Below are 18,308 nucleotides of genomic sequence, written 5' to 3' on the forward strand. Positions count from 1 at the left end.
ATCCGTGATCATGTCTTTGCCATTAAGTATCGTATCACTTCCGGCATGACGCAGGATCATATTAAGTTCCTGTTCAATATAATTGGGGTGACCTTCCTCAACCAGTAGCACGGCTTTTTTATCTTTGGTAAAATCGAGGATCTCACTGTCAATCACCGGATACGTGACATTCATCACATATATCGGCAGCTTTGCATCACCAAAAGCGTTGCTTAAGCCCAACAGTTCCATGGCGCGGATCAAACTGTTATAAAGCCCGCCCTGCACGATAATTCCGTATTCACCATTTTCCGCCCCAAGTAGCTCATTAAGCTTATTTGATCTGATAAATTCAATAGCCGCCGGCAGACGTTTGGTCAGTTTTTCATGTTCATGTAAATAATTGGCGGGCGGCAATACTATGCGGGACGTGTCCCTGTTCGGGTTTTCCATCGCGTCCTGCAGGGTAAAATCCGGACGTTTGTTATTTTTGGCTTTAAATCGTCCATAAACATGGCAGGCCCGAATGCGTAGCTCAAGTAGCACAGGCGTGTTCGAACTTTCTGAAAGCTCAAATCCGGTTTCTACCGCTTCCACGATTGATGTTAGGTTAGGACGGGGATCAAGCAGCCACATTTGTGATTTCATGGCAAAGGCATGGCTTCGTTCCTGCATGATTGAGGAACCTTCCCCGTAATCTTCACCGACAATGACAAGAGCACCGCCGGTCACCCCGCCTGAGGCCACATTGGCAAGAGCGTCACTGGCCACATTGGTCCCCACCGTTGATTTCCAGGTCACTGCGCCGCGAAGCGGATAATTCACCGATGCTGCAAGCATTGCTGCCGCCGTCGCCTCACTGGCAGAGGTTTCAAAATGAATGTTAAGTGCATTCATAATATCCTCTGCATCCGCCAGCACATCCATCAGATGGGAAATGGGGGAACCCTGATAACCACCAACATAGGAAACCCCGGCTTGCAATAACCCTTTGGTGACCGCAAGGATGCCTTCCCCGCGAAATTCATCGCCTTCGCCGAGCCTTAATTTTTCAACTTCTTTTTTAAAAGACCGTTCTGCCATCAGGCCATTGTCAGGGCCAGCACACGAAGCGGACTTCCTGAGCCATTTTCAATTTTCAGTGGCGGCGCAATAACAATTGACCCCGTCGCTGGCAACTTATCTAGATTGGTCAGGCTTGCCAGGCCATATTTATTCGCTCCATGCATCATTGAATGGGCCGGAAACGGTACTTCAAACATGGCCGCCTGACCGGCATCTGTACCAACGGTTTCTACGCCCCAGCCAAGCACATTTTTTTCAATCAGATATTTTATACAACACGCCGATGGTCCGGGGGAATGTGGGCCCGTTTCATTGGCATTTAGGAAATTATCCCGGCCAACCAGTTTCAGCCAGTCTGTGCGCATCAATACCCAGGAACCGGCTTGAATATCACCATTTTTCTTTTCCCATGCTTTAATCCCGTCAGCAGTAAGCAGATAGTCATTGTCATTTGCCACTTCCGCAGAACAATCAATAACGCAGGCAGGTCCGACAAGATTTTGGGGAGGAATAGTATCCGTGCCACCATTGGCATAATCCTTGCCGCTTACCCAGTGAATAGGCGCATCAAAATGGGTGCCTGTGTGCTCCCCCAATGTAATCGTATTCCAGTACCAGGCCGGACCGTTATCATCATATTTTGAAATTTCCTGCATTGAAAATGGCGGTGAATTGACAGCAATTTCTTCCGGCAAATGAATAATCGGAGTATCGGGTCCTAGCACTTGCGTAAGATCAACAACTTTCACTTTTCCTGATATCAACCCTGCGGCCAGATCGTTTAATATATTGCTCATAATTGAATTCTCCCTTTTTATCCATTTTCACACGAATCATTTGATTTTGCAAATAATATCATATTTGATGTCAGATGAATAATTTGCTTGCTCCTGCGCGCTTCTCTTTTTACCTTACATGTAATGATATTATGAAAGGGTCTTTATGTCATTATCCAATAAACACGCAGTGGTCACCGGCGGTGCAACAGGTATTGGTCTGGCTATCACTATGGCTCTGGTGGCCGAAGGGGCACGCGTGACCATAATGGGCAGAAATAAGGACCGACTGGAAAAGGTCGCAAAAACAAATGACAAAATTTTTGCTGATCAGGTTGACGTAACCGATCCAAAAAGTGTGGAACAGGCCTTCCTAAATGCGTCCGGGCGGGCAACAATTTCCATTCTGGTCAATAACGCCGGCGCGGCCAAAGCGGCACCTTTTAATAAAACGTCGCTTGAAGACTGGGAAAATACTTTGGCCGTAAATTTAACCAGCGTCTATCTGACCACCAGTGCCGCTTATAATGACATTATTAACACCGATCATGGCCGTATTATTAATATTGCCAGTACCGCAGGGGTCGAAGGCTGCGCCTATACCACCGCTTATTCCGCTTCCAAACACGGGGTGGTGGGACTGACAAAATCGCTAGCGCTCGAGCTTACTAAAACCAATGTCACCGTCAATGCCATTTGCCCGGGCTATACCAATACCGAAATGGTTGAGCAATCAATTATAAATGTTATGGAAAAAACTGGCAGAAACAGGCAGGATGCGTTAGCAGGCATTTTAAAAGCCGCTAACCAGAAGCGGTTGGTTGAGCCCGAAGAAATTGCAGAACTGGTGATAAAACTATGTCAGACAAAAAACGATAATATTAATGGACAGGCCATTGTGATAGACGGTAATTGAAGGACAGAAAAATGAACCCAGAAAGCTATAAACCTGAACATTTCTGCTGGTCCTATCAAGAGGGGATCGCGACCATAAGCCTTAACCGGCCTGAGCGGAAAAATCCGCTTACATTTGAAAGCTATGCCGAGCTTCGCGACCTGTTTCGTGCCCTTCAATATATCAAGGATGTCAAAGTTGTCATTTTTGGCCCCAAAGGAGGCAACTTCTCATCCGGCGGTGATGTCCATGACATAATCGGGCCGCTGATAAAAATGAATATGATGGAGCTGTTGGATTTTACCCGCATGACCGGGGATCTGGTTAAAGCAATCCGTTCCTGCCCGCAACCGGTGATCGCGGCTGTCGACGGCATTTCCGTCGGCGCCGGCGCCATCATCCCCATGGCCAGCGATCTTAGGATCGGTACGCCAGACAGTAAAACCGCCTTCCTGTTTAATAAGGTGGGACTTGCCGGATGTGATATGGGCGCCTGTGCCATTCTGCCACGCATTATTGGACAGGGCCGCGCATCTGAACTTTTATTTTTAGGGAGAACCATGTCCGGGGAAGAAGGAGAGAAATGGGGCTATTTCAACCAACTTACCAGCCCGGATGAGCTCATGGAGACGGCCATGACCATGGCCCGTAAAATAGCAAACGGTCCCACTTTTGCCAATGGCATAACCAAAAATCAGCTTAATCATGAATGGAATATGGGACTAGATACTGCCATTGAGGCAGAAGCACAGGCCCAGGCAATTTGCATGCAGACAAAGGATTTTGAACGGGCCTACAATGCTTTCGTCAATAAAGAAAAACCGGTTTTTGAGGGCGATTAATGACTAAAATTATCGTTGATAAAAGCTACCTAAATTGGCCATTTTTTGAGGATCACCATCGTGAGCTTGCGGAAAAAATTGAAAACTGGTGCCAGAACAATCTTACCGATGACCATAATCATGGCAATGTTGATCAGGCATGCCGGGATATTCTTGCCAAACTGGCAAAAGGTGGATGGCTAAATTATGTTATTCCCAAGGCTTACGGTGGAATATTTGAAGAATTTGATGTCCGATCCCTTTGCCTGATCCGTGAAACGCTGGCCCGTCATGACGGCCTTGCCGATTTTGTCTTTGCCATGCAGGGGCTTGGAAGCGGAACAATTACTCTTTTTGGAAGTGATGACATTAAAAAAGAATATCTGCCGGATGTTGCTTCCGGTAAAAAAACTGCTGCCTTTGCCCTCACCGAGCTTGAAAGCGGGTCTGATGTTGCCAATATGACGACAACAGCGGAGGATAAAGGGGACCATTATCTTGTCAATGGGGCAAAAACCTATATATCCAATGGCGGCATTGCCGATTATTATGTTCTGTTCGCCCGAACTGGAGAAGCACCGGGGGCGAAGGGGCTTTCCGCCATGATCATTGATGCGGACACACCGGGCCTTGAAATCACCGAACGCATTAAGGTCATTGCCCCTCATCCGCTAGCGACGATTAGTTTTAAAAATTGTAAAATTCCAAAAAATAAACGCCTCGGCATGGCTGGCGAGGGCTTCAAAGCCGCCATGGCAACGCTTGATATTTTCCGCTCTACTGTTGGAGCCGCAGCACTTGGCTTTGCCCGTCGGGCCTTAAGTGAAGCGGTTGAGCGAACCAATAACCGTCACCTGTTTGGTGCACCTCTGCATAATCTGCAACTGGTGCAGGGCATGCTGGCAGAAAGTGCCGTTGATGTGGATAGCAGTGCACTGCTTATTTACAGGGCCGCCTGGACCCGAGACAGTTTGGGGCGACGGGTTACCCGTGAGGCAGCCATGGCAAAATTGCATGCAACGGAAAGTGCACAGAATGTTATTGATAAAGCGGTACAGATTTTTGGCGGTATGGGTGTTGTAAGCGGCGTCAAGGTTGAAGAATTATACCGTGAAATCCGTGCCCTTCGCATTTATGAAGGGGCAACCGAAGTCCAGAAAATTATAATCGCCAGACAGCTACTACAAACTCATAAGGAAAATTCATAATATGAAACAGCTTCTGCCGGAAGGATGGCCAAGACCTAAAGGGTATTCAAATGCTGTCAGTGTCAATAGTGGCCGGACAATTTATATTGCCGGGCTAATAGGCTGGAATGAGGATGAAGTATTTGAAAGCGATAAGCTCACCGATCAGTTTCGAAAAACTCTGGAAAATATCATCACCGTGCTTAAAACCGACAGCGCAGGGCCGGAACATATTGTCCGCATGACCTGGTATATTACCGACAAGCAGGAATATCTTGAAAATTTAAAGGAAATAGGAGCCATTTACCGAGAGGTAATCGGAAAAAATTATCCTGCGATGGCTTGTGTGGAGGTTTCTGCACTGATGGAAGACAAGGCAAAAATTGAAATTGAGACAACCGCAGTAATTGAATCCTAAGCAAACAGGTAAAAGAAAAAGTGGAAACTGAATTACTTGTAAAAAACAGAGAATGTGGCAACTGTATAGCCTGCTGTGTTGAATTAATTATAGAAGACCCGGAGCTGGTTAAGCTACCTGGCGTAAAATGCAAAAATCTGAAAAAAGATGGCGGATGCAGTATTTATCAGACACGTCCAAAAACATGCCGGGAGTGGTATTGTATGTGGCGCTTTTTACCCTTGCTTGGTGAGGAGTGGAGACCAGACAAAAGTGGCGTTCTAATCAAAAGGGAGTACGACAATATTCCCCCCGGATATCAAGGGAAAATTGCACTTAATTTTGAAATTATTGGGCGGAAATCAGTTGTTGAAGATCTGAATTTCATCGAACTATTATGTGGATATATTCTGAAGGATATACCCTGTTTTATATCCTATGCAAAACCGCGCCATGAGCTTAGAATGGTGTTTCTTAATGACAGACTGAGACCTCTGATTGAAACTGGAAATCTACCTCTCATTCAAGAACGTTTATCTTCAGACTTAAAAAGCTGCATTAAAAATTCCCGGCGCAAAATTTTCATCAGAGACGGAAAGGTTATCGCGCCGCAAAATGGATAAATTTATTTCAATATTAAGAGGAATAAATGTTTCAGGTCAGAAAAAAATTAAAATGACCGATTTGAAAGCCCTTTATGAAAATATCGGCGCAGAAAATGTGACCACCTATATCCAGAGCGGAAATGTTATATTCAATCATGCCTTAAAAGACCCCGACCAAATTAAAAATCTGATTGAGCAGTCAATTGAAACCCGATATTCCTTTTTTGTACATGTGGATGTGAGAAAGACAGATGAATTTTTCACTATTCTTAATGACCTGCCATTTAAGAAATTTGACCCCGAACAGGACGGCACAAAAATACTTATGACCTTTCTGGAAAATAATCCGGAAGCGACTTTAAAAGAAAAATTAATGGACTATGTTAAAGAACCTGAAAAATTAATATATGGCAATCGCGTCATTTATTTGCATTGTCCAAATGGCTATGGAAAAACAAACCTGTCCAATGTATTTATTGAAAATAAACTGAAAACCAAGGCAACAACACGTAATCTTAAATCAGTTATAAAATTGATAGAATTATCAAGATTATAATTTAAGACTAATTCTACTGCCTACGCAATTATCCTTATATTTCAATATGGTAACAAAAATAATGACCCTATTTAGAAAAATATATGTTGAAATATGGATTTTACTGTCTATTACCGTTTTGATGGCAATGGCTATTTACTGGCGGGTTGAAAGTGCCAGAAATCTGGTTAACTTTTCTAATGTATTAATCTGGCAATTAGCAAATTGGTTTCCTCTCATTATTTTTGCTTTTTATAGGAAATATTCCTACGGGAAAAAATATTTTCACCGAAATTGGATATATTACTTTCTGTTTGCATTATTTTTGGTTTTTCATTTGGGATGGTTTGTTGTTATTGGCAATCAATTAAGTCCATATGTCGATTTTCCTGAAACCCGGTATGGCGTTTATCCCTTCTTTTTTATTTTTTGGATTTTTATTGATGTCATCATCGTCGCCCTGTTTATTCTTTACTACAGACATAGCGTTCTTCTTTCTTCATCCGAGGAAAAAGGCACAGTAAATATTAAAGTTCTTGAAGTTAAAGAAAGAGGCAAGACCAGCCTGATATCCATAGAAGATATAATCTGGATTGAAGCAGACGGATATTGTGCGAGAATTCATACAGATAAACATAAATACCATGTAAGGATTTCTTTAAAAGAACTAAATCATAGCCTTCCTACAGAGGAATTTATTCAGATACACAGATCGGCTATAATAAATATTAGCCATCTTAAAGCATTGGAGCACTCTTCAAATGCGATAATGAAAAATGGCGATACTATAAAAATCAGCCGTGCCGGGCTTTCCCGATTGAAACCAGCATTAAAGAACCACACACTCTAGCCATAACATTCACTGCATAATTTCGACCGTTCACTGCTATTTTCTTGAAAGCGGATGATGATCATTATTCAATCTGACAATCTTCAATTTAATAATAACGTAACGGCAAAAATTATGAAAAAATGCTTAGTTTTAATTTCTGGTATTATTAGTTTAAGCCTCTGCTCAAATTATAGTTTCGGCGAAGAAGCCTCAAAAAAACTTATAGTTCAGATCACATTGGACCAGTTTAAATCAGAATATATTAAATGGTACAGACCAGCATTTAAAAATGGTTTCAAACGTGTAATTGAAAATGGCAATTATATAGAGTCCGGACTGGTGGATCACGCCATTACCAACTCATTCCCGGGTCATTTAAGTCTAAGCACCGGAATGTACCCGGCGCATCATGGGTTCCCAGGGAATGAATGGTGGATAGAGCGTGAAAACGGCTGGGGCTGGATTGACGGAATTGCAGATAGTAATACATGGATTGCTGGAAATAAAGACCGTCCCAGCGCATCACCAAAAAACATATATGTTTCGACGATCAGCGACTGGATAAAGGATAACAACCCTGAATCCAAAGCAATCGCCCTTTCAACCGGACAGACAATCTCAATTGCATATGGTGGTAAAAAAGGCGACGCCAGCTATTGGCTTGATCAGACAACAGGCCACTTTATAACCACAAGTTATTATGCAAACCGATTACCCGCTTGGCTTGATGAATTTAACGAAAAAGACCTTTCAACATTCAAAGCCAAAGAATGGAAAAATGAAATTCCGGATGAATTTCGCTCGCTCGCTGAACCAGATGCATCCGGTTATGAAAATTTCGGTAAAAATTTCACCTTTCCTCACCTATTTGTAAATGAAAAACCCGATGATCCCGATGCGACTGAAGAAGCATTATATAATGAGTGGTTTTATAATACGCCAATCGCTGATGAAGCCTTATTTTCTTTGGCAGAAAGCACAATTATTAATGAAAAACTAGGCCAAGATGACAAAACGGACTATCTTGCAATCATAGTAAATTCGACCGATAACATAGGCCATGCTTTTGGCGGAAGAAGTCAGGAAACTTTGGATGCATTGCTTAGAATTTACCGCGCATTGGGAAAACTGTTAATTTTTCTGGATGAAAAAATAGGTAAAGACAATTATGTAATGGCAATCAGTGGCGATCACGGCGCACCTGATATAATTGAATTTCAACAGGCAAGATTTAATCGTGGTACCCGAATAACTGATGAACAAATTGACGATCTATTGGACGCTGTTGAGGAAGAAGCAATAAACAGTAGCTTAACAGGCGACGAGCTTGTTTCCTCACTTGAAGCTGTTATTGAGAAATTTGATTTTGTTTTTGATGCTGTAACCCAACAGGAAATTGACGGTAAAAAAGAAAGCAAGAATCCTTATATTGATGCATTCCGCAAATCCTGGGTCAAAGGTCGAATTCCCGATTTTCCGCTTTGGGGATCTGGCCAAAGAAATTACCACCCGGCAAGATACGGCATTGTCGTACAATTTAATGAAAATACATTTTTTGATGCAGCCCCTGTTGTTCATGGCTCTCCATATTCATATGACCGTAAAGTACCAATAATATTTTATAGGATGGGAAATATTAAAATGAATGATAAAGCCCGAACAGTCGATGTTGCGCCGACTTTGGCATCAAGAGCTGGAATAGAATTCCCAAAGAATCTGGATGGAAAGTCTTTGTTAAATTGAATTCGGTATAAAATGAATCGATTTAATTTTAATCGACAATTCCTTAGTTTTGACCTATATGCAGACATAATAGAAACATATGGATAAATTAATGTCTGATAAATTTGCCCTTGCCCTTCATGGCGGTGCCGGCCCCAAAGCAGGTGAAGATTATTCGGTGGTGGAAACCCATCTTGCTGAGCTTGCCGCTGAAGGGGAAAGGTTGCTGAAATCCGGGGAATGTGCCCTTGATGTGGTAGAAATTATGGTCGCCAATCTGGAATGCTCGGGCCTTTATGTTGCCGGGAAAGGTTCCGCCCCCAATAGTGAGGGACAGGTTGAACTGGATGCCAGCATTATGGAAGGCCATACCCGTAGAGCCGGGTCCGTATCCGCCATTAAGGATGTCATCAGCCCAATCGGGGTCGCAAAAGCCGTTCTGGTAAACTCCCCCTGTGTCATGTTGACGGCTGACGGCGCGAACAAATTTGCATCTGAACAGGGATTTGAATCTGTTTTAGACCCAAAAAATTATTATATCCTGCCTATTGGTGTCACAGAAGAGGACATCAAAAATTATGAAATGTTCCATGGCACAGTCGGGGCAGTGGCCCTTGATATTCATGGCAACCTTGCCGCCGCTACATCAACCGGTGGAGTGTTTGGAAAACCGGCCGGTCGTGTTGGCGATACACCTATTATTGGTATCGGTACATGGGCTGATCAGGATATTGCCATTTCCTGCACGGGAACAGGTGAATATTTTATTCGGGCCGGTGGAGCACTGACAGCAGCCAATGGATATGAACTGGCGGGAGACACACTTGAAGAAGCCCTTTGGCGGCTGCTTGATGAAGTGGAAAGACTGGGTGGGGATGGCGGTCTTATTGCCGTGAATAAAAAAGGCGAAATCGCCATGGCCTATAATTCGGACGGAATGAAGCGGGCAGCTGTTTCAGACAGCTTGGACCTTGTTTCAACCACCTTTGCCCCCTGCCGGTAACTATTCGCCCGCTTCTTTCAGCATGGCAAAAACCTTATCCCGCTCGGAGAGAGCCAGCAGCAGTGCAAGGTCGCCATCTTCCAATTGATCAATGATGAATTTTGCCCCTTCGGATGGAGACGGAAAATGATGTATTTCATTTACATCTATTCCATTTTTCATACATTCGGATTTGATAATGGCCGCCGCTTCACCCAGCTCACGTCCCCTTAAATAGGCAACCATATCCATGGTCACAACCTGATCCGGTTTAAAACGGATGGCCCCTCTGGTCAGGTCAATAATATCCTGATCCGACCGGTCACCGGCCTGGCCGATCAGCAAAAATTTTCTTCTGGATGGCAAACTGCTTAGCATATCCGTAATAGCATTGATTGAATGAGGATTATGGGCAAAATCAACAAACACTCGCGCGCCTTTTACCTTAAATTCATTACAGCGTCCTGGGTTATCCTCAGGTGTCGACCTGAAATGCATCAGCCCATCAATAATTGCCTCATTTGAAATCCCCATTGCTTTGGTCAGACAAATTGCCCCCATGGCATTATGAATGTTAAATCGCGCTGCCCCATTCATGGTGATCGGAATATCAGCTACGGACATCTTAAGGCTGATATCTTTACCATCAAAATAGTTGATTACGCCTCCTTCTAGCCAGCAGCATAAATTTCCTTGCTGAAGCGCATTTAAAATCTGATCATTATTTTCATCCAGAGAATACCAGCAAAGATTTTTTTCTGAACCCAGACCATTAGAGACAACATATTTATCGTCTGCATTAAGCACCAACACACCGTCCTTTGAAAGTGTTCTGGCAACGGCAAACTTGGCATCGGCAAGATGCTCAACCGTATTTATGCCATATTCGCCAAGATGGTCAGCAGCAACATTGGTGACCAGTGCGGCCGCTGCCTGTCTGAGTGGCAGACCACGCCGCAGGATGCCGCCCCGGGCCACCTCTAGAAAGGCCATCTCAAGCCGTTTATCCCGAAGCAGCATACGGGCACCACCCGGTCCTGAATAATCACCATAATCAAGAATATCACCACCGAGTTTTACATAATCGGTTGATGTAGAGCCGCTAATAAAACCTGCCGCTGCGGCAATGGCTGAAGATAATCGAACGCTGGTTGATTTTCCGTTTGTGCCGGTAATCAGGGCAACCGGAACATTATGAAGCATATTCCAGTCCACGTTATCAGGAGAGGGAATTTCATTAATGCCCCATTTTTGTGACCCAATACCATGTCCGAGCGACACATAATCATCATCCCAGAGGACATCAATATTCCTTTTTTCTGCTACTTTTTGAAGGGCCAGCAATGGTGGGTTTTGTTCTTTTGCAATTACGTCCTTAAGATCAGATATATGTTTTTCAAAATCATCCGGCTGCTCCCCCAGTAATCGGCAAGCCGTCAGCTGCCAACTGGTTTCAATAACAAAAACGGCCGAATAAAGAAGATCAATGGTCGCTGATATTGCCAGATTTACTCCAGTGTCGAATATTCGTGTTTTGGTCTGGCTATTTGTCCAGCCAATTGCCTTGAGCACCCGGTTCACTTCACTCAACCAGACCGTAATAACATCTTCTTTTTTGAAATCCTTAACATATACATCCAGAATGGCACCCGGTTTTTCCCACAAAAGGCCGGGTCCGGTTACCCTTCTGCTGCTTTCAAGGGTCAATTTATCGGATTCTGGTATTCTGATATCCAGATAATCTTCAATCTCTTCGATATTTATGGCCATGATGATCAGTCACCATCTTCAACATCTTCACGGGCAAGACGCACACCGCGCTCATCCCTTATGATCTGAAGATTGACATCGATCAGGTCTTCATAAGCCGGCGCTTTAATCTTAATTTCCGATTTGGCCGCAACCGCTTCCGATTTATTACCGCCGAAATTGATGATCTGCTTCCAGGACCGTGTAACGTTATCACCAAAAACAACCAGTAGATCATTATCACCCGCTGCATTCAGTGCCGCATCAATAGCCTCAACTTCATCCGGGATTACGCTAATATTTTCTTCTGCTACACCCTGATCCATTAGGCACTTTTTCATCATATTCGGGATTTCATCAGTTCCTCTTCCGCGTCGGTTATCATCCGCCTTTAAGTAGTAATGGTCAAAGTGACCGGCAATGACTTCTGTGCTTTCTAAAACATCCTGGTCCCGCCTGTCCCCTGGACAGGAAGCAACAATAAGCTTACGGGAGTGGGTATTCAGTTTATCCGCCAGATCGGTCATCACGCTGAAGGCCGCCGGATTATGGGCATAATCCAGAATGACACGGAAGCCATGCTTGTCAAACACATTCATCCGTCCCGGCGCCTGTGAGAATGTGGTATTAAATGTTTTAAGCCCAAGCCTGATCTGGTCCAGATCTTCACCAAAACTATAAGCCATAGCCACTGCGAACATGGCATTCTGTACGTTATGAAGCGCTTTTCCTTCAATGGTTGCCGGGATAAGATGTGACCATAATACCGGTATATGTGTACTGTTATCATAAATGGTAATCAAATCCCCATTCATGCCTTTTTCAAGCACACAGGCCTTGCCACCGGCATCAATATGCTGTTTCACAAGTGCATGGTCATGATGCATGGTCACATAGAAAATATTATCTGCGTCAGCATAATCCGCCATCAGAAGGCAGTGTTTATCATCGGCATTCAAAACGACCGTATCCGTCGCCGCTTCAATCACTATTCTTTTTATTTCGGCCAGTTGTTCCAGGGTATCAATACCCCCCATCCCTAAATGGTCAGACGCCACGTTAAGACATGCTGAAACATTGGTACTGTCATAACCGAGGCCGTTTCTGACCAACCCGCCGCGGGCCGTTTCAAGAACGGCAAAGTCAACTGTTGGATCCCGAAGGACCATTTGTGCTGAGCGCGGCCCGGTAGTATCTCCCTTCACTGTCTGCTTCCCATCAACATAAATACCGTCAGTGGTGGTAAGCCCCACCGTATATCCGCAGGTTTTAATGATATGGGCCAGCATTCTTGACGTGGTGGTTTTCCCGTTGGTTCCTGTAATGGCTGCGATCGGAATGCGGCTTGGCGTTCCAACCGGGAATAGCATTTCCAGCACTTTTCCCGAAACGTCCCTAGCCTTGCCCTCTGACGGTGCCACATGCATCCTGAAACCCGGTGCGGCATTTACCTCAACAATACCACCGCCCACAACTTTATAGGATTTGCTTATATCAGTGGTCAGAAAATCAACGCCACCTACATCAAGCCCGACAGCCTGAATAGCCCGCTGCGCCATTTCCTTATTATCCGGATGGACAACATCCGTCAGATCAATGGCGGTTCCGCCGGTTGAAAGATTGGCCGTATCGCGAAGATAAAAAATCTTACCATCTTCAAGAACTGTTTCTTCTGTATATCCGGCATTTTTCATTAACCGCCTTGCCTGACTGTCTATTTCAAGAATTGTAAGAACCTTTTCATGGCCAACACCACGACGCGGGTCTTCATTCACAATATCTATGAGCTCTGCAATAGTATGTTTTCCATCACCGACAACATGCCCCGGAACACGCTTTGCCACCGCAACCAGTTCATTATCAACGACCAGCATCCGATGATCAAACCCTGTCATATAGCTCTCGACCAAAACTGCCCTGCTCGTCCCCTGATCTTTTGCGACATCAAAGGCGGTTTCGACTTCCTCATCACTGCTCAAATTAATCGATACGCCGCGTCCATGATTGGCATTGAGCGGTTTGACAACGACAGGGTAACCAATACGCTGTGCCGCCTTAACGGCTTCATTCGAGCTATAAACCATTTGTTGCTGTGGCACGGGTAGCCCCAAATCATTCAGCAGATTATGGGTATCTTCCTTATCACAGGAAATCTCCACGGCAATATGATTGGTTTGGGACGTAATTGTTGCCTGAATTCTTTTTTGGTGTTTGCCATGCCCGAATTGCACCAGACTATATTTATTCAGACGCAGCCAGGGAATATCCCTTGCTTCCGCGGCGGCGACAAGTGACGCGGTACTGGGTCCAAAGGCATGCCTTTGCGCACTTTTAATAAATCTTGTCTGTTCTTCTTCCCAGTCAAAGTCTACTTCAATCGGATAGCCCGTTTTTTCCTGCAACTCCTTGGGCAACAAATGCATCAAGAGCTTAATAGCAAGTTCACAGGCGGCCAAGCCTACGTCTTTATGAACATAGGCATAAACCATATTATATTGACCAACGTCACCGGTTGATCGGGTGCGGCCAAACGTAACTTCATTCCCCGCAACACATTGTAGCTCCAATGCGACATGTTCAATAATATGAGCCATCCATGTACCTTCGTCTTCTCTGAGCCGACGAATGAAACCACCCGGCACACGGTAAGAACAGCCATGCTCATGAAGCCCTGGCAGGGCATCCACCAGTCCGTCAACAAAATCACTGCCTATTTTTGCTGATGGCCACTCTTCCAGAACGCCAATATCCAATACATGGCGAATGACTTTGAATTTGGCATATTGATTGGGCCCCAAATATAAATTCGTTTTTAATATTTTCATTTAAGTCCCTCTCAATATTTTAGTTAAACTTTAAATTTTACAAACATTCTGCCGATCTTCAATAGGCGGGAATGCTTCCCTGATATCAAAATTATAAAGGCAGCCTTCATGTAGGATATCCAGTTTTAGACCAAGAAGGCCCAATGCTTTGGTATTGTCCGTGCCATAAGCTGAAGAATAGGTCAAATCCCCGCCATCAACAATCGTTACCGTTCCGCTTCCCACCACCTCGCACATATCATCCGGGCCGATAAAAGCGGCAGTATCCTCATCAATTCCCACTCCCATCAGGAACGGGTTAAAGGCGATGGCCGAAAGCAGCCTTCCAAGTCGGTTTCGTTCCGAAAAATGCTGATCAATAATCATGGCATTGGTCAGACCAAGTCCCGGTGCCAATATGGCACCGCCTTCCCTTGGTGATTCATTTGATTCACCGCCGGCAATCATATGTTCTGACATAATTGATGCCCCAGCCGACGTGCCAGCGACATGGACACCGCGGGCATTTGCTGTTCTGATTACCTGGGCGACAGCTGTACCGCCAAGAATAGTCGCCAGTCGAAGCTGATTGCCACCGGTGATAAAGATACCTGTTGCTTCTTCGCAGCGGCTGGCAAATTCAGGATTGTTGCAGTCTTCACGGCTTGTAATATCAATATGGCTTACTTCGCCAACGCCAATATCCGTAAATATTTTTTCATATCTTTCGCCTGTATCATCAAGGCGTGACGCGGTTGGAATAATCACAATTTTTGCGTTAGTTCCACCTGAAATTTCAGTAAATTTTTTTAAAATAGAAGGGTTGGTATCTTTATTTTCAGCACCACCAATGGGAATGATATAACCCCTTTGATGTCCTTCTTCCACTATTGCTGGACACATTCTTTTATTAAACCTTACACTTGTTGGCTAAATATTTCCCCGCCCCGATTGATCCGGTTCAATAAACCGGATCCGCTTAAAAAATAAGCTATAGCCCCATAAATAGCCTAATTCCTTCATATTTAAAACAAAATTTATTATTTGGCATTTTCCCATACTCTTCTGATCCAGGGCACGGCCTTTCCCATTGGTTCGGGTAAAAGATTTTCCTGATGATGGGTTATTACCGTCAGCACCTGAAAAATTACATCCTTGCCTTCGGCTTTCAGTTTCTTCACATATTCTTCCGTCGGACCGATATCAATCAGGCCATCAACCCGTGAATGAATGATATAAAGTGGAATTTTCCAGTCCACATCAATCATTTTCCTGTTTTCCCTAAAACCGTCCATCTCAGCCGGCATCCCGGCAATTGGCAGTGCACCGGCAAATCGATCCTGAAACTTTGAGGCAAAATGCCAGGTTCCAAACCCACCCATGCTGTAGCCCGTAACTATGGTTTTTGACGGATCTATATTATATGTGGCTATAACACTGTCCATCAGGCTAAGAACGGCTTTTTCATTTTCCGGCGTTGACCAGTTCCCGTTCACTGAATCGGCCGCCAGAAAAATAGCTCCAAGCGGCTCAAAAGCCTGCTGGTAAATTTTGGTAAAAAATCCTTCCACCCAGTAAGGCTCAGGTATTGTTGACCCTTCTTTCCTCTGGAAACCGTAATGAAGCCCAAGAATAAGCGGTACGGCTTTACTGCCATCATATCCTTCCGGAATGCTGATGATATAGCGCTGTAAAGTGCCATCCGGATGTGTTACCTCCATTCTATGGAGGCCAGGTCCCATTTTTTTGATTGTCAGCTCCTGTGCGTTAGAATTTGCCGCATAAAGCCAGAAAACAATAAGGCATGCCGCATTTAATAATGATTTCACTTATGACCTCCCGTTATTTATTTTTCAAAGCATGACATACAAGATCTAAAACTTCAAGAAAGACAAATATTGATTTCAATAGTTTTTCTTTTATTCTGAAAAAAACAATTTGGAGTTTATGGATGGTCTCTACAGAAGTGCTTCTGGCAATATTTACGGCGTCACTATTACTTTCCCTTGTCCCGGGGCCGGATAATTTATTTCTGTTGACTCAGGCGGCATTGGAAGGTCCCGTTGCCGGAATTTGTCTGACACTTGGTCTATTAACAGGACTTATCTGTCATACGACTGCTGTTATTTTTGGTGTCACCGTTATTATCAAATCCTCTGTAACGGCCTTTACAGTTCTGAAATTCATCGGAGTCGCTTACCTCCTTTATCTTTCATGGCACGCTTTTCGGGCGGGAAAAGCAAAAATATCAGAAACGGCAAATAAACCACGGGGTAATTTTCGGCTGTATCGCCGCGGCATTCTGATGAATATCAGCAATCCTAAAATTGCTGTTTTCTTTCTGGCCTTTTTTCCTCAGTTCATTGACCCGTCACTTGGCCATTTTGCCCGGCAAACCATCGAGCTTGCCGCTGCATTCATTCTGGCATTTCTGATCGTGTTTATTTCAATCGCCTATTTGGCCGCAAGGCTAGGTGAGTTTCTAAAGAAATCAGAGAGAGCCCAGATTATATTAAACAGGATTGCCGGAACAATCTTTGTTGGTTTTGCTCTTAAGCTTGCGCTGACGGAAACTGCATAACTGATAGTCTGTTTTCAAACTGTAAATCTAAAAATTTGCAAAATAAGCAAAAATAGGTCACCATTCCCCCATAATAAAAACATCTGAACGGGGAATATTATGACAATTTCAAATTTTGTTAAAAGAGCACGTTATATTTTTGTGCTTCTCTTATTTACATCTTCCTTACCAAACGCATATGCACAGATTAATCAGGGAATGTCCATTGAACGGCTGAGCCGAATTGATGGGGTAATGCAGGATTATATTGATCAGGAAAAAATTGGCGGTGCCGTCGTATATGTCACGCGAAATGGCATGCCCGTTTATCATAAAGCCTTCGGAATGCGCGATATCGCCAGCAAGGACCCGATGAAGCACGACAACATGTTCCGAATTGCTTCCCAGTCAAAAGCAATCACGAGCGTTGGTATCATGATTTTACAGGAACAGGGAAAATTACTGATTGGTGATACGGTCGGAAAATATTTACCCGAATATATGGAAACAACCGTAGCGGAAGATGACGGAAATGGCGGGTATAGGGTTGTTCCTGCCAAGCGGAAAATCACTATACGTGATCTTCTTACCCATACTGCCGGTATCAGCTACGGCACAGGTCCCGGTGAAGCGGCATGGAAAGAAGCGGGTATTTACGGATGGTATTTCGCGGACCGGGATGAACCGATCAGGAATACGGTCAGACGTATCGCCAGCCTTCCACAGGCGGCACAACCTGGTGAACAGTTTGTCTATGGCTATAACACCGATATTCTAGGCGCTGTTATTGAGGTCATATCCGGGCAATCGCTAGATCAGTTTATCAAGGAAAATATTCTGGATCCTCTCCATATGCATGACACCGCTTATTATGTCCCGAAGGAAAAGGTAGATCGTCTGGCCACCGTTTATTCTTTAAAAGGGGATAAAATCAGCCTTGCTGATAATCCGGGACAAATGGACGGCGGAAGACATGTGGGGCAGGGACATTATGTCAATGGGCCGCGTAAGAGCTTTTCCGGCGGGGCAGGGCTTATTTCAACCACCCATGATTACGGCACCTTTTTACAGATGATGTTAAATGGTGGCGAATTAAACGGGACGAGAATTTTAAGCCGAAAAACTGTTGAGCTTATGACCAAAAATCATATTGGTGATATTGAATTCGGTGCAGGGAGGAAATTTGGGCTGGGCTTTGAAATTGTTATGGACATGGGCGCCTTTGGCCAACCAAGTTCAGAAGGCAATTTCGGTTGGGGCGGTGCCTACCATTCCACATATTGGGTTGATCCCAAGGAAAAAATTGTTTTTGTTTATCTGACCCAGCTAATCCCGGCAGGAGATATGAATGAAAGCGATAAATTAAGGGCTTTGATTTATCAGGCAATCGTAGATTAAA

The 18,308-nt window shown here is 44.3% G+C and carries 17 protein-coding genes; 11 read left to right on the forward strand and 6 right to left on the reverse strand.

Annotated elements, in window-relative coordinates:
- On the reverse strand, window positions 1-1,062 hold a 1,062-nt coding region (locus R3D86_04640; protein ID MEZ5757488.1), incomplete at its 3' end, for a hypothetical protein.
- A complete protein-coding gene (locus tag R3D86_04645; GenBank protein MEZ5757489.1) occupies window positions 1,062-1,841 on the reverse strand; it encodes a cyclase family protein in 780 nt (259 codons plus the stop codon). The genes R3D86_04640 and R3D86_04645, both read right to left, overlap by 1 nt.
- A 145-nt stretch (window positions 1,842-1,986) precedes the next feature.
- On the opposite strand from R3D86_04645, the gene R3D86_04650 reads away from it, so the two are divergent.
- From R3D86_04650 to R3D86_04690, 9 genes are all read left to right on the forward strand, one after another.
- On the forward strand, window positions 1,987-2,736 hold the full coding sequence (locus R3D86_04650) for an SDR family oxidoreductase (GenBank protein ID MEZ5757490.1): 750 nt from the start codon (window positions 1,987-1,989) through the stop codon (window positions 2,734-2,736).
- An 11-nt stretch (window positions 2,737-2,747) separates the two neighbouring features.
- Window positions 2,748-3,557, forward strand: coding sequence for an enoyl-CoA hydratase family protein (locus R3D86_04655; protein ID MEZ5757491.1), 810 nt, complete (start codon window positions 2,748-2,750; stop codon window positions 3,555-3,557).
- Window positions 3,557-4,744: an acyl-CoA dehydrogenase family protein gene (locus tag R3D86_04660; GenBank protein MEZ5757492.1), complete on the forward strand. Its 1,188-nt coding sequence runs from the start codon at window positions 3,557-3,559 to the stop codon at window positions 4,742-4,744. The genes R3D86_04655 and R3D86_04660 overlap by 1 nt, the downstream gene beginning before the upstream one ends.
- 1 nt (window position 4,745) lies before the next feature.
- Window positions 4,746-5,141, forward strand: a complete 396-nt coding sequence (locus R3D86_04665; GenBank protein ID MEZ5757493.1) for a RidA family protein — start codon at window positions 4,746-4,748, stop codon at window positions 5,139-5,141.
- A gap of 20 nt (window positions 5,142-5,161) precedes the next feature.
- On the forward strand, window positions 5,162-5,743 hold the full coding sequence (locus R3D86_04670; GenBank protein MEZ5757494.1) for a hypothetical protein: 582 nt from the start codon (window positions 5,162-5,164) through the stop codon (window positions 5,741-5,743).
- 52 nt (window positions 5,744-5,795) lie between these two features.
- Window positions 5,796-6,281 carry a DUF1697 domain-containing protein gene (locus R3D86_04675; GenBank protein MEZ5757495.1) on the forward strand — a complete coding sequence of 162 codons (486 nt, stop codon included), beginning with the start codon at window positions 5,796-5,798 and terminating at the stop codon, window positions 6,279-6,281.
- A 121-nt stretch (window positions 6,282-6,402) separates the two neighbouring features.
- Window positions 6,403-7,110: a LytTR family DNA-binding domain-containing protein gene (locus tag R3D86_04680; protein ID MEZ5757496.1), complete on the forward strand. Its 708-nt coding sequence runs from the start codon at window positions 6,403-6,405 to the stop codon at window positions 7,108-7,110.
- A gap of 114 nt (window positions 7,111-7,224) precedes the next feature.
- Entirely contained in the window at window positions 7,225-8,835 is a 1,611-nt protein-coding gene (locus tag R3D86_04685; GenBank protein ID MEZ5757497.1) for an alkaline phosphatase family protein, read from the forward strand.
- Window positions 8,836-8,926: 91 nt separating this feature from the next.
- A complete protein-coding gene (locus R3D86_04690) occupies window positions 8,927-9,817 on the forward strand; it encodes an isoaspartyl peptidase/L-asparaginase (protein ID MEZ5757498.1) in 891 nt (296 codons plus the stop codon).
- Here the strand turns inward: R3D86_04690 and R3D86_04695 are convergent, their stop codons facing one another.
- From R3D86_04695 to R3D86_04710, 4 genes are all read right to left on the reverse strand, one after another.
- On the reverse strand, window positions 9,818-11,566 hold the full coding sequence (locus tag R3D86_04695; GenBank protein MEZ5757499.1) for a Mur ligase family protein: 1,749 nt from the start codon (window positions 11,564-11,566) through the stop codon (window positions 9,818-9,820).
- Window positions 11,567-11,571: 5 nt separating this feature from the next.
- Entirely contained in the window at window positions 11,572-14,370 is a 2,799-nt protein-coding gene (gene cphA / locus R3D86_04700; GenBank protein ID MEZ5757500.1) for a cyanophycin synthetase, read from the reverse strand.
- Window positions 14,371-14,400: 30 nt separating this feature from the next.
- The gene (locus R3D86_04705) at window positions 14,401-15,252 is read right to left on the reverse strand and encodes a cyanophycinase (GenBank protein ID MEZ5757501.1); all 852 of its coding nucleotides are present in this window, start codon (window positions 15,250-15,252) and stop codon (window positions 14,401-14,403) included.
- Between the two features lie 137 nt (window positions 15,253-15,389).
- On the reverse strand, window positions 15,390-16,178 hold the full coding sequence (locus R3D86_04710; protein MEZ5757502.1) for a dienelactone hydrolase family protein: 789 nt from the start codon (window positions 16,176-16,178) through the stop codon (window positions 15,390-15,392).
- Between the two features lie 122 nt (window positions 16,179-16,300).
- Between R3D86_04710 and R3D86_04715 the strand changes: the two genes are divergently transcribed.
- Together R3D86_04715 and R3D86_04720 are read left to right on the forward strand one after the other, a co-directional pair.
- A complete protein-coding gene (locus tag R3D86_04715) occupies window positions 16,301-16,930 on the forward strand; it encodes a LysE family translocator (GenBank protein ID MEZ5757503.1) in 630 nt (209 codons plus the stop codon).
- 99 nt (window positions 16,931-17,029) lie between these two features.
- A complete protein-coding gene (locus tag R3D86_04720; protein MEZ5757504.1) occupies window positions 17,030-18,307 on the forward strand; it encodes a serine hydrolase domain-containing protein in 1,278 nt (425 codons plus the stop codon).
- Window position 18,308 lies beyond the last annotated feature (1 nt).

The sequence above is a fragment of the Emcibacteraceae bacterium genome (assembly GCA_041396985.1).
GTDB lineage: Bacteria > Pseudomonadota > Alphaproteobacteria > Sphingomonadales > Emcibacteraceae > Pseudemcibacter.

Excerpts from the sequence above, each read along its gene's own strand:
- R3D86_04675 (MEZ5757495.1), top strand. The coding sequence starts at position 5,796 with ATGACCGATTTGAAAGCCCTTTATGAAAATATCGGCGCAGAAAATGTG.
- R3D86_04680 (MEZ5757496.1), top strand. The coding sequence starts at position 6,403 with ATGGCAATGGCTATTTACTGGCGGGTTGAAAGTGCCAGAAATCTGGTT.
- R3D86_04690 (MEZ5757498.1), top strand. The coding sequence starts at position 8,927 with ATGTCTGATAAATTTGCCCTTGCCCTTCATGGCGGTGCCGGCCCCAAA.
- R3D86_04660 (MEZ5757492.1), top strand. The coding sequence starts at position 3,557 with ATGACTAAAATTATCGTTGATAAAAGCTACCTAAATTGGCCATTTTTT.
- R3D86_04715 (MEZ5757503.1), top strand. The coding sequence starts at position 16,301 with ATGGTCTCTACAGAAGTGCTTCTGGCAATATTTACGGCGTCACTATTA.
- R3D86_04720 (MEZ5757504.1), top strand. The coding sequence starts at position 17,030 with ATGACAATTTCAAATTTTGTTAAAAGAGCACGTTATATTTTTGTGCTT.
- R3D86_04705 (MEZ5757501.1), bottom strand. The coding sequence starts at position 15,252 with ATGTGTCCAGCAATAGTGGAAGAAGGACATCAAAGGGGTTATATCATT.
- R3D86_04655 (MEZ5757491.1), top strand. The coding sequence starts at position 2,748 with ATGAACCCAGAAAGCTATAAACCTGAACATTTCTGCTGGTCCTATCAA.
- R3D86_04695 (MEZ5757499.1), bottom strand. The coding sequence starts at position 11,566 with ATGGCCATAAATATCGAAGAGATTGAAGATTATCTGGATATCAGAATA.
- R3D86_04685 (MEZ5757497.1), top strand. The coding sequence starts at position 7,225 with ATGAAAAAATGCTTAGTTTTAATTTCTGGTATTATTAGTTTAAGCCTC.
- cphA (MEZ5757500.1), bottom strand. The coding sequence starts at position 14,370 with ATGAAAATATTAAAAACGAATTTATATTTGGGGCCCAATCAATATGCC.
- R3D86_04650 (MEZ5757490.1), top strand. The coding sequence starts at position 1,987 with ATGTCATTATCCAATAAACACGCAGTGGTCACCGGCGGTGCAACAGGT.
- R3D86_04665 (MEZ5757493.1), top strand. The coding sequence starts at position 4,746 with ATGAAACAGCTTCTGCCGGAAGGATGGCCAAGACCTAAAGGGTATTCA.
- R3D86_04645 (MEZ5757489.1), bottom strand. The coding sequence starts at position 1,841 with ATGAGCAATATATTAAACGATCTGGCCGCAGGGTTGATATCAGGAAAA.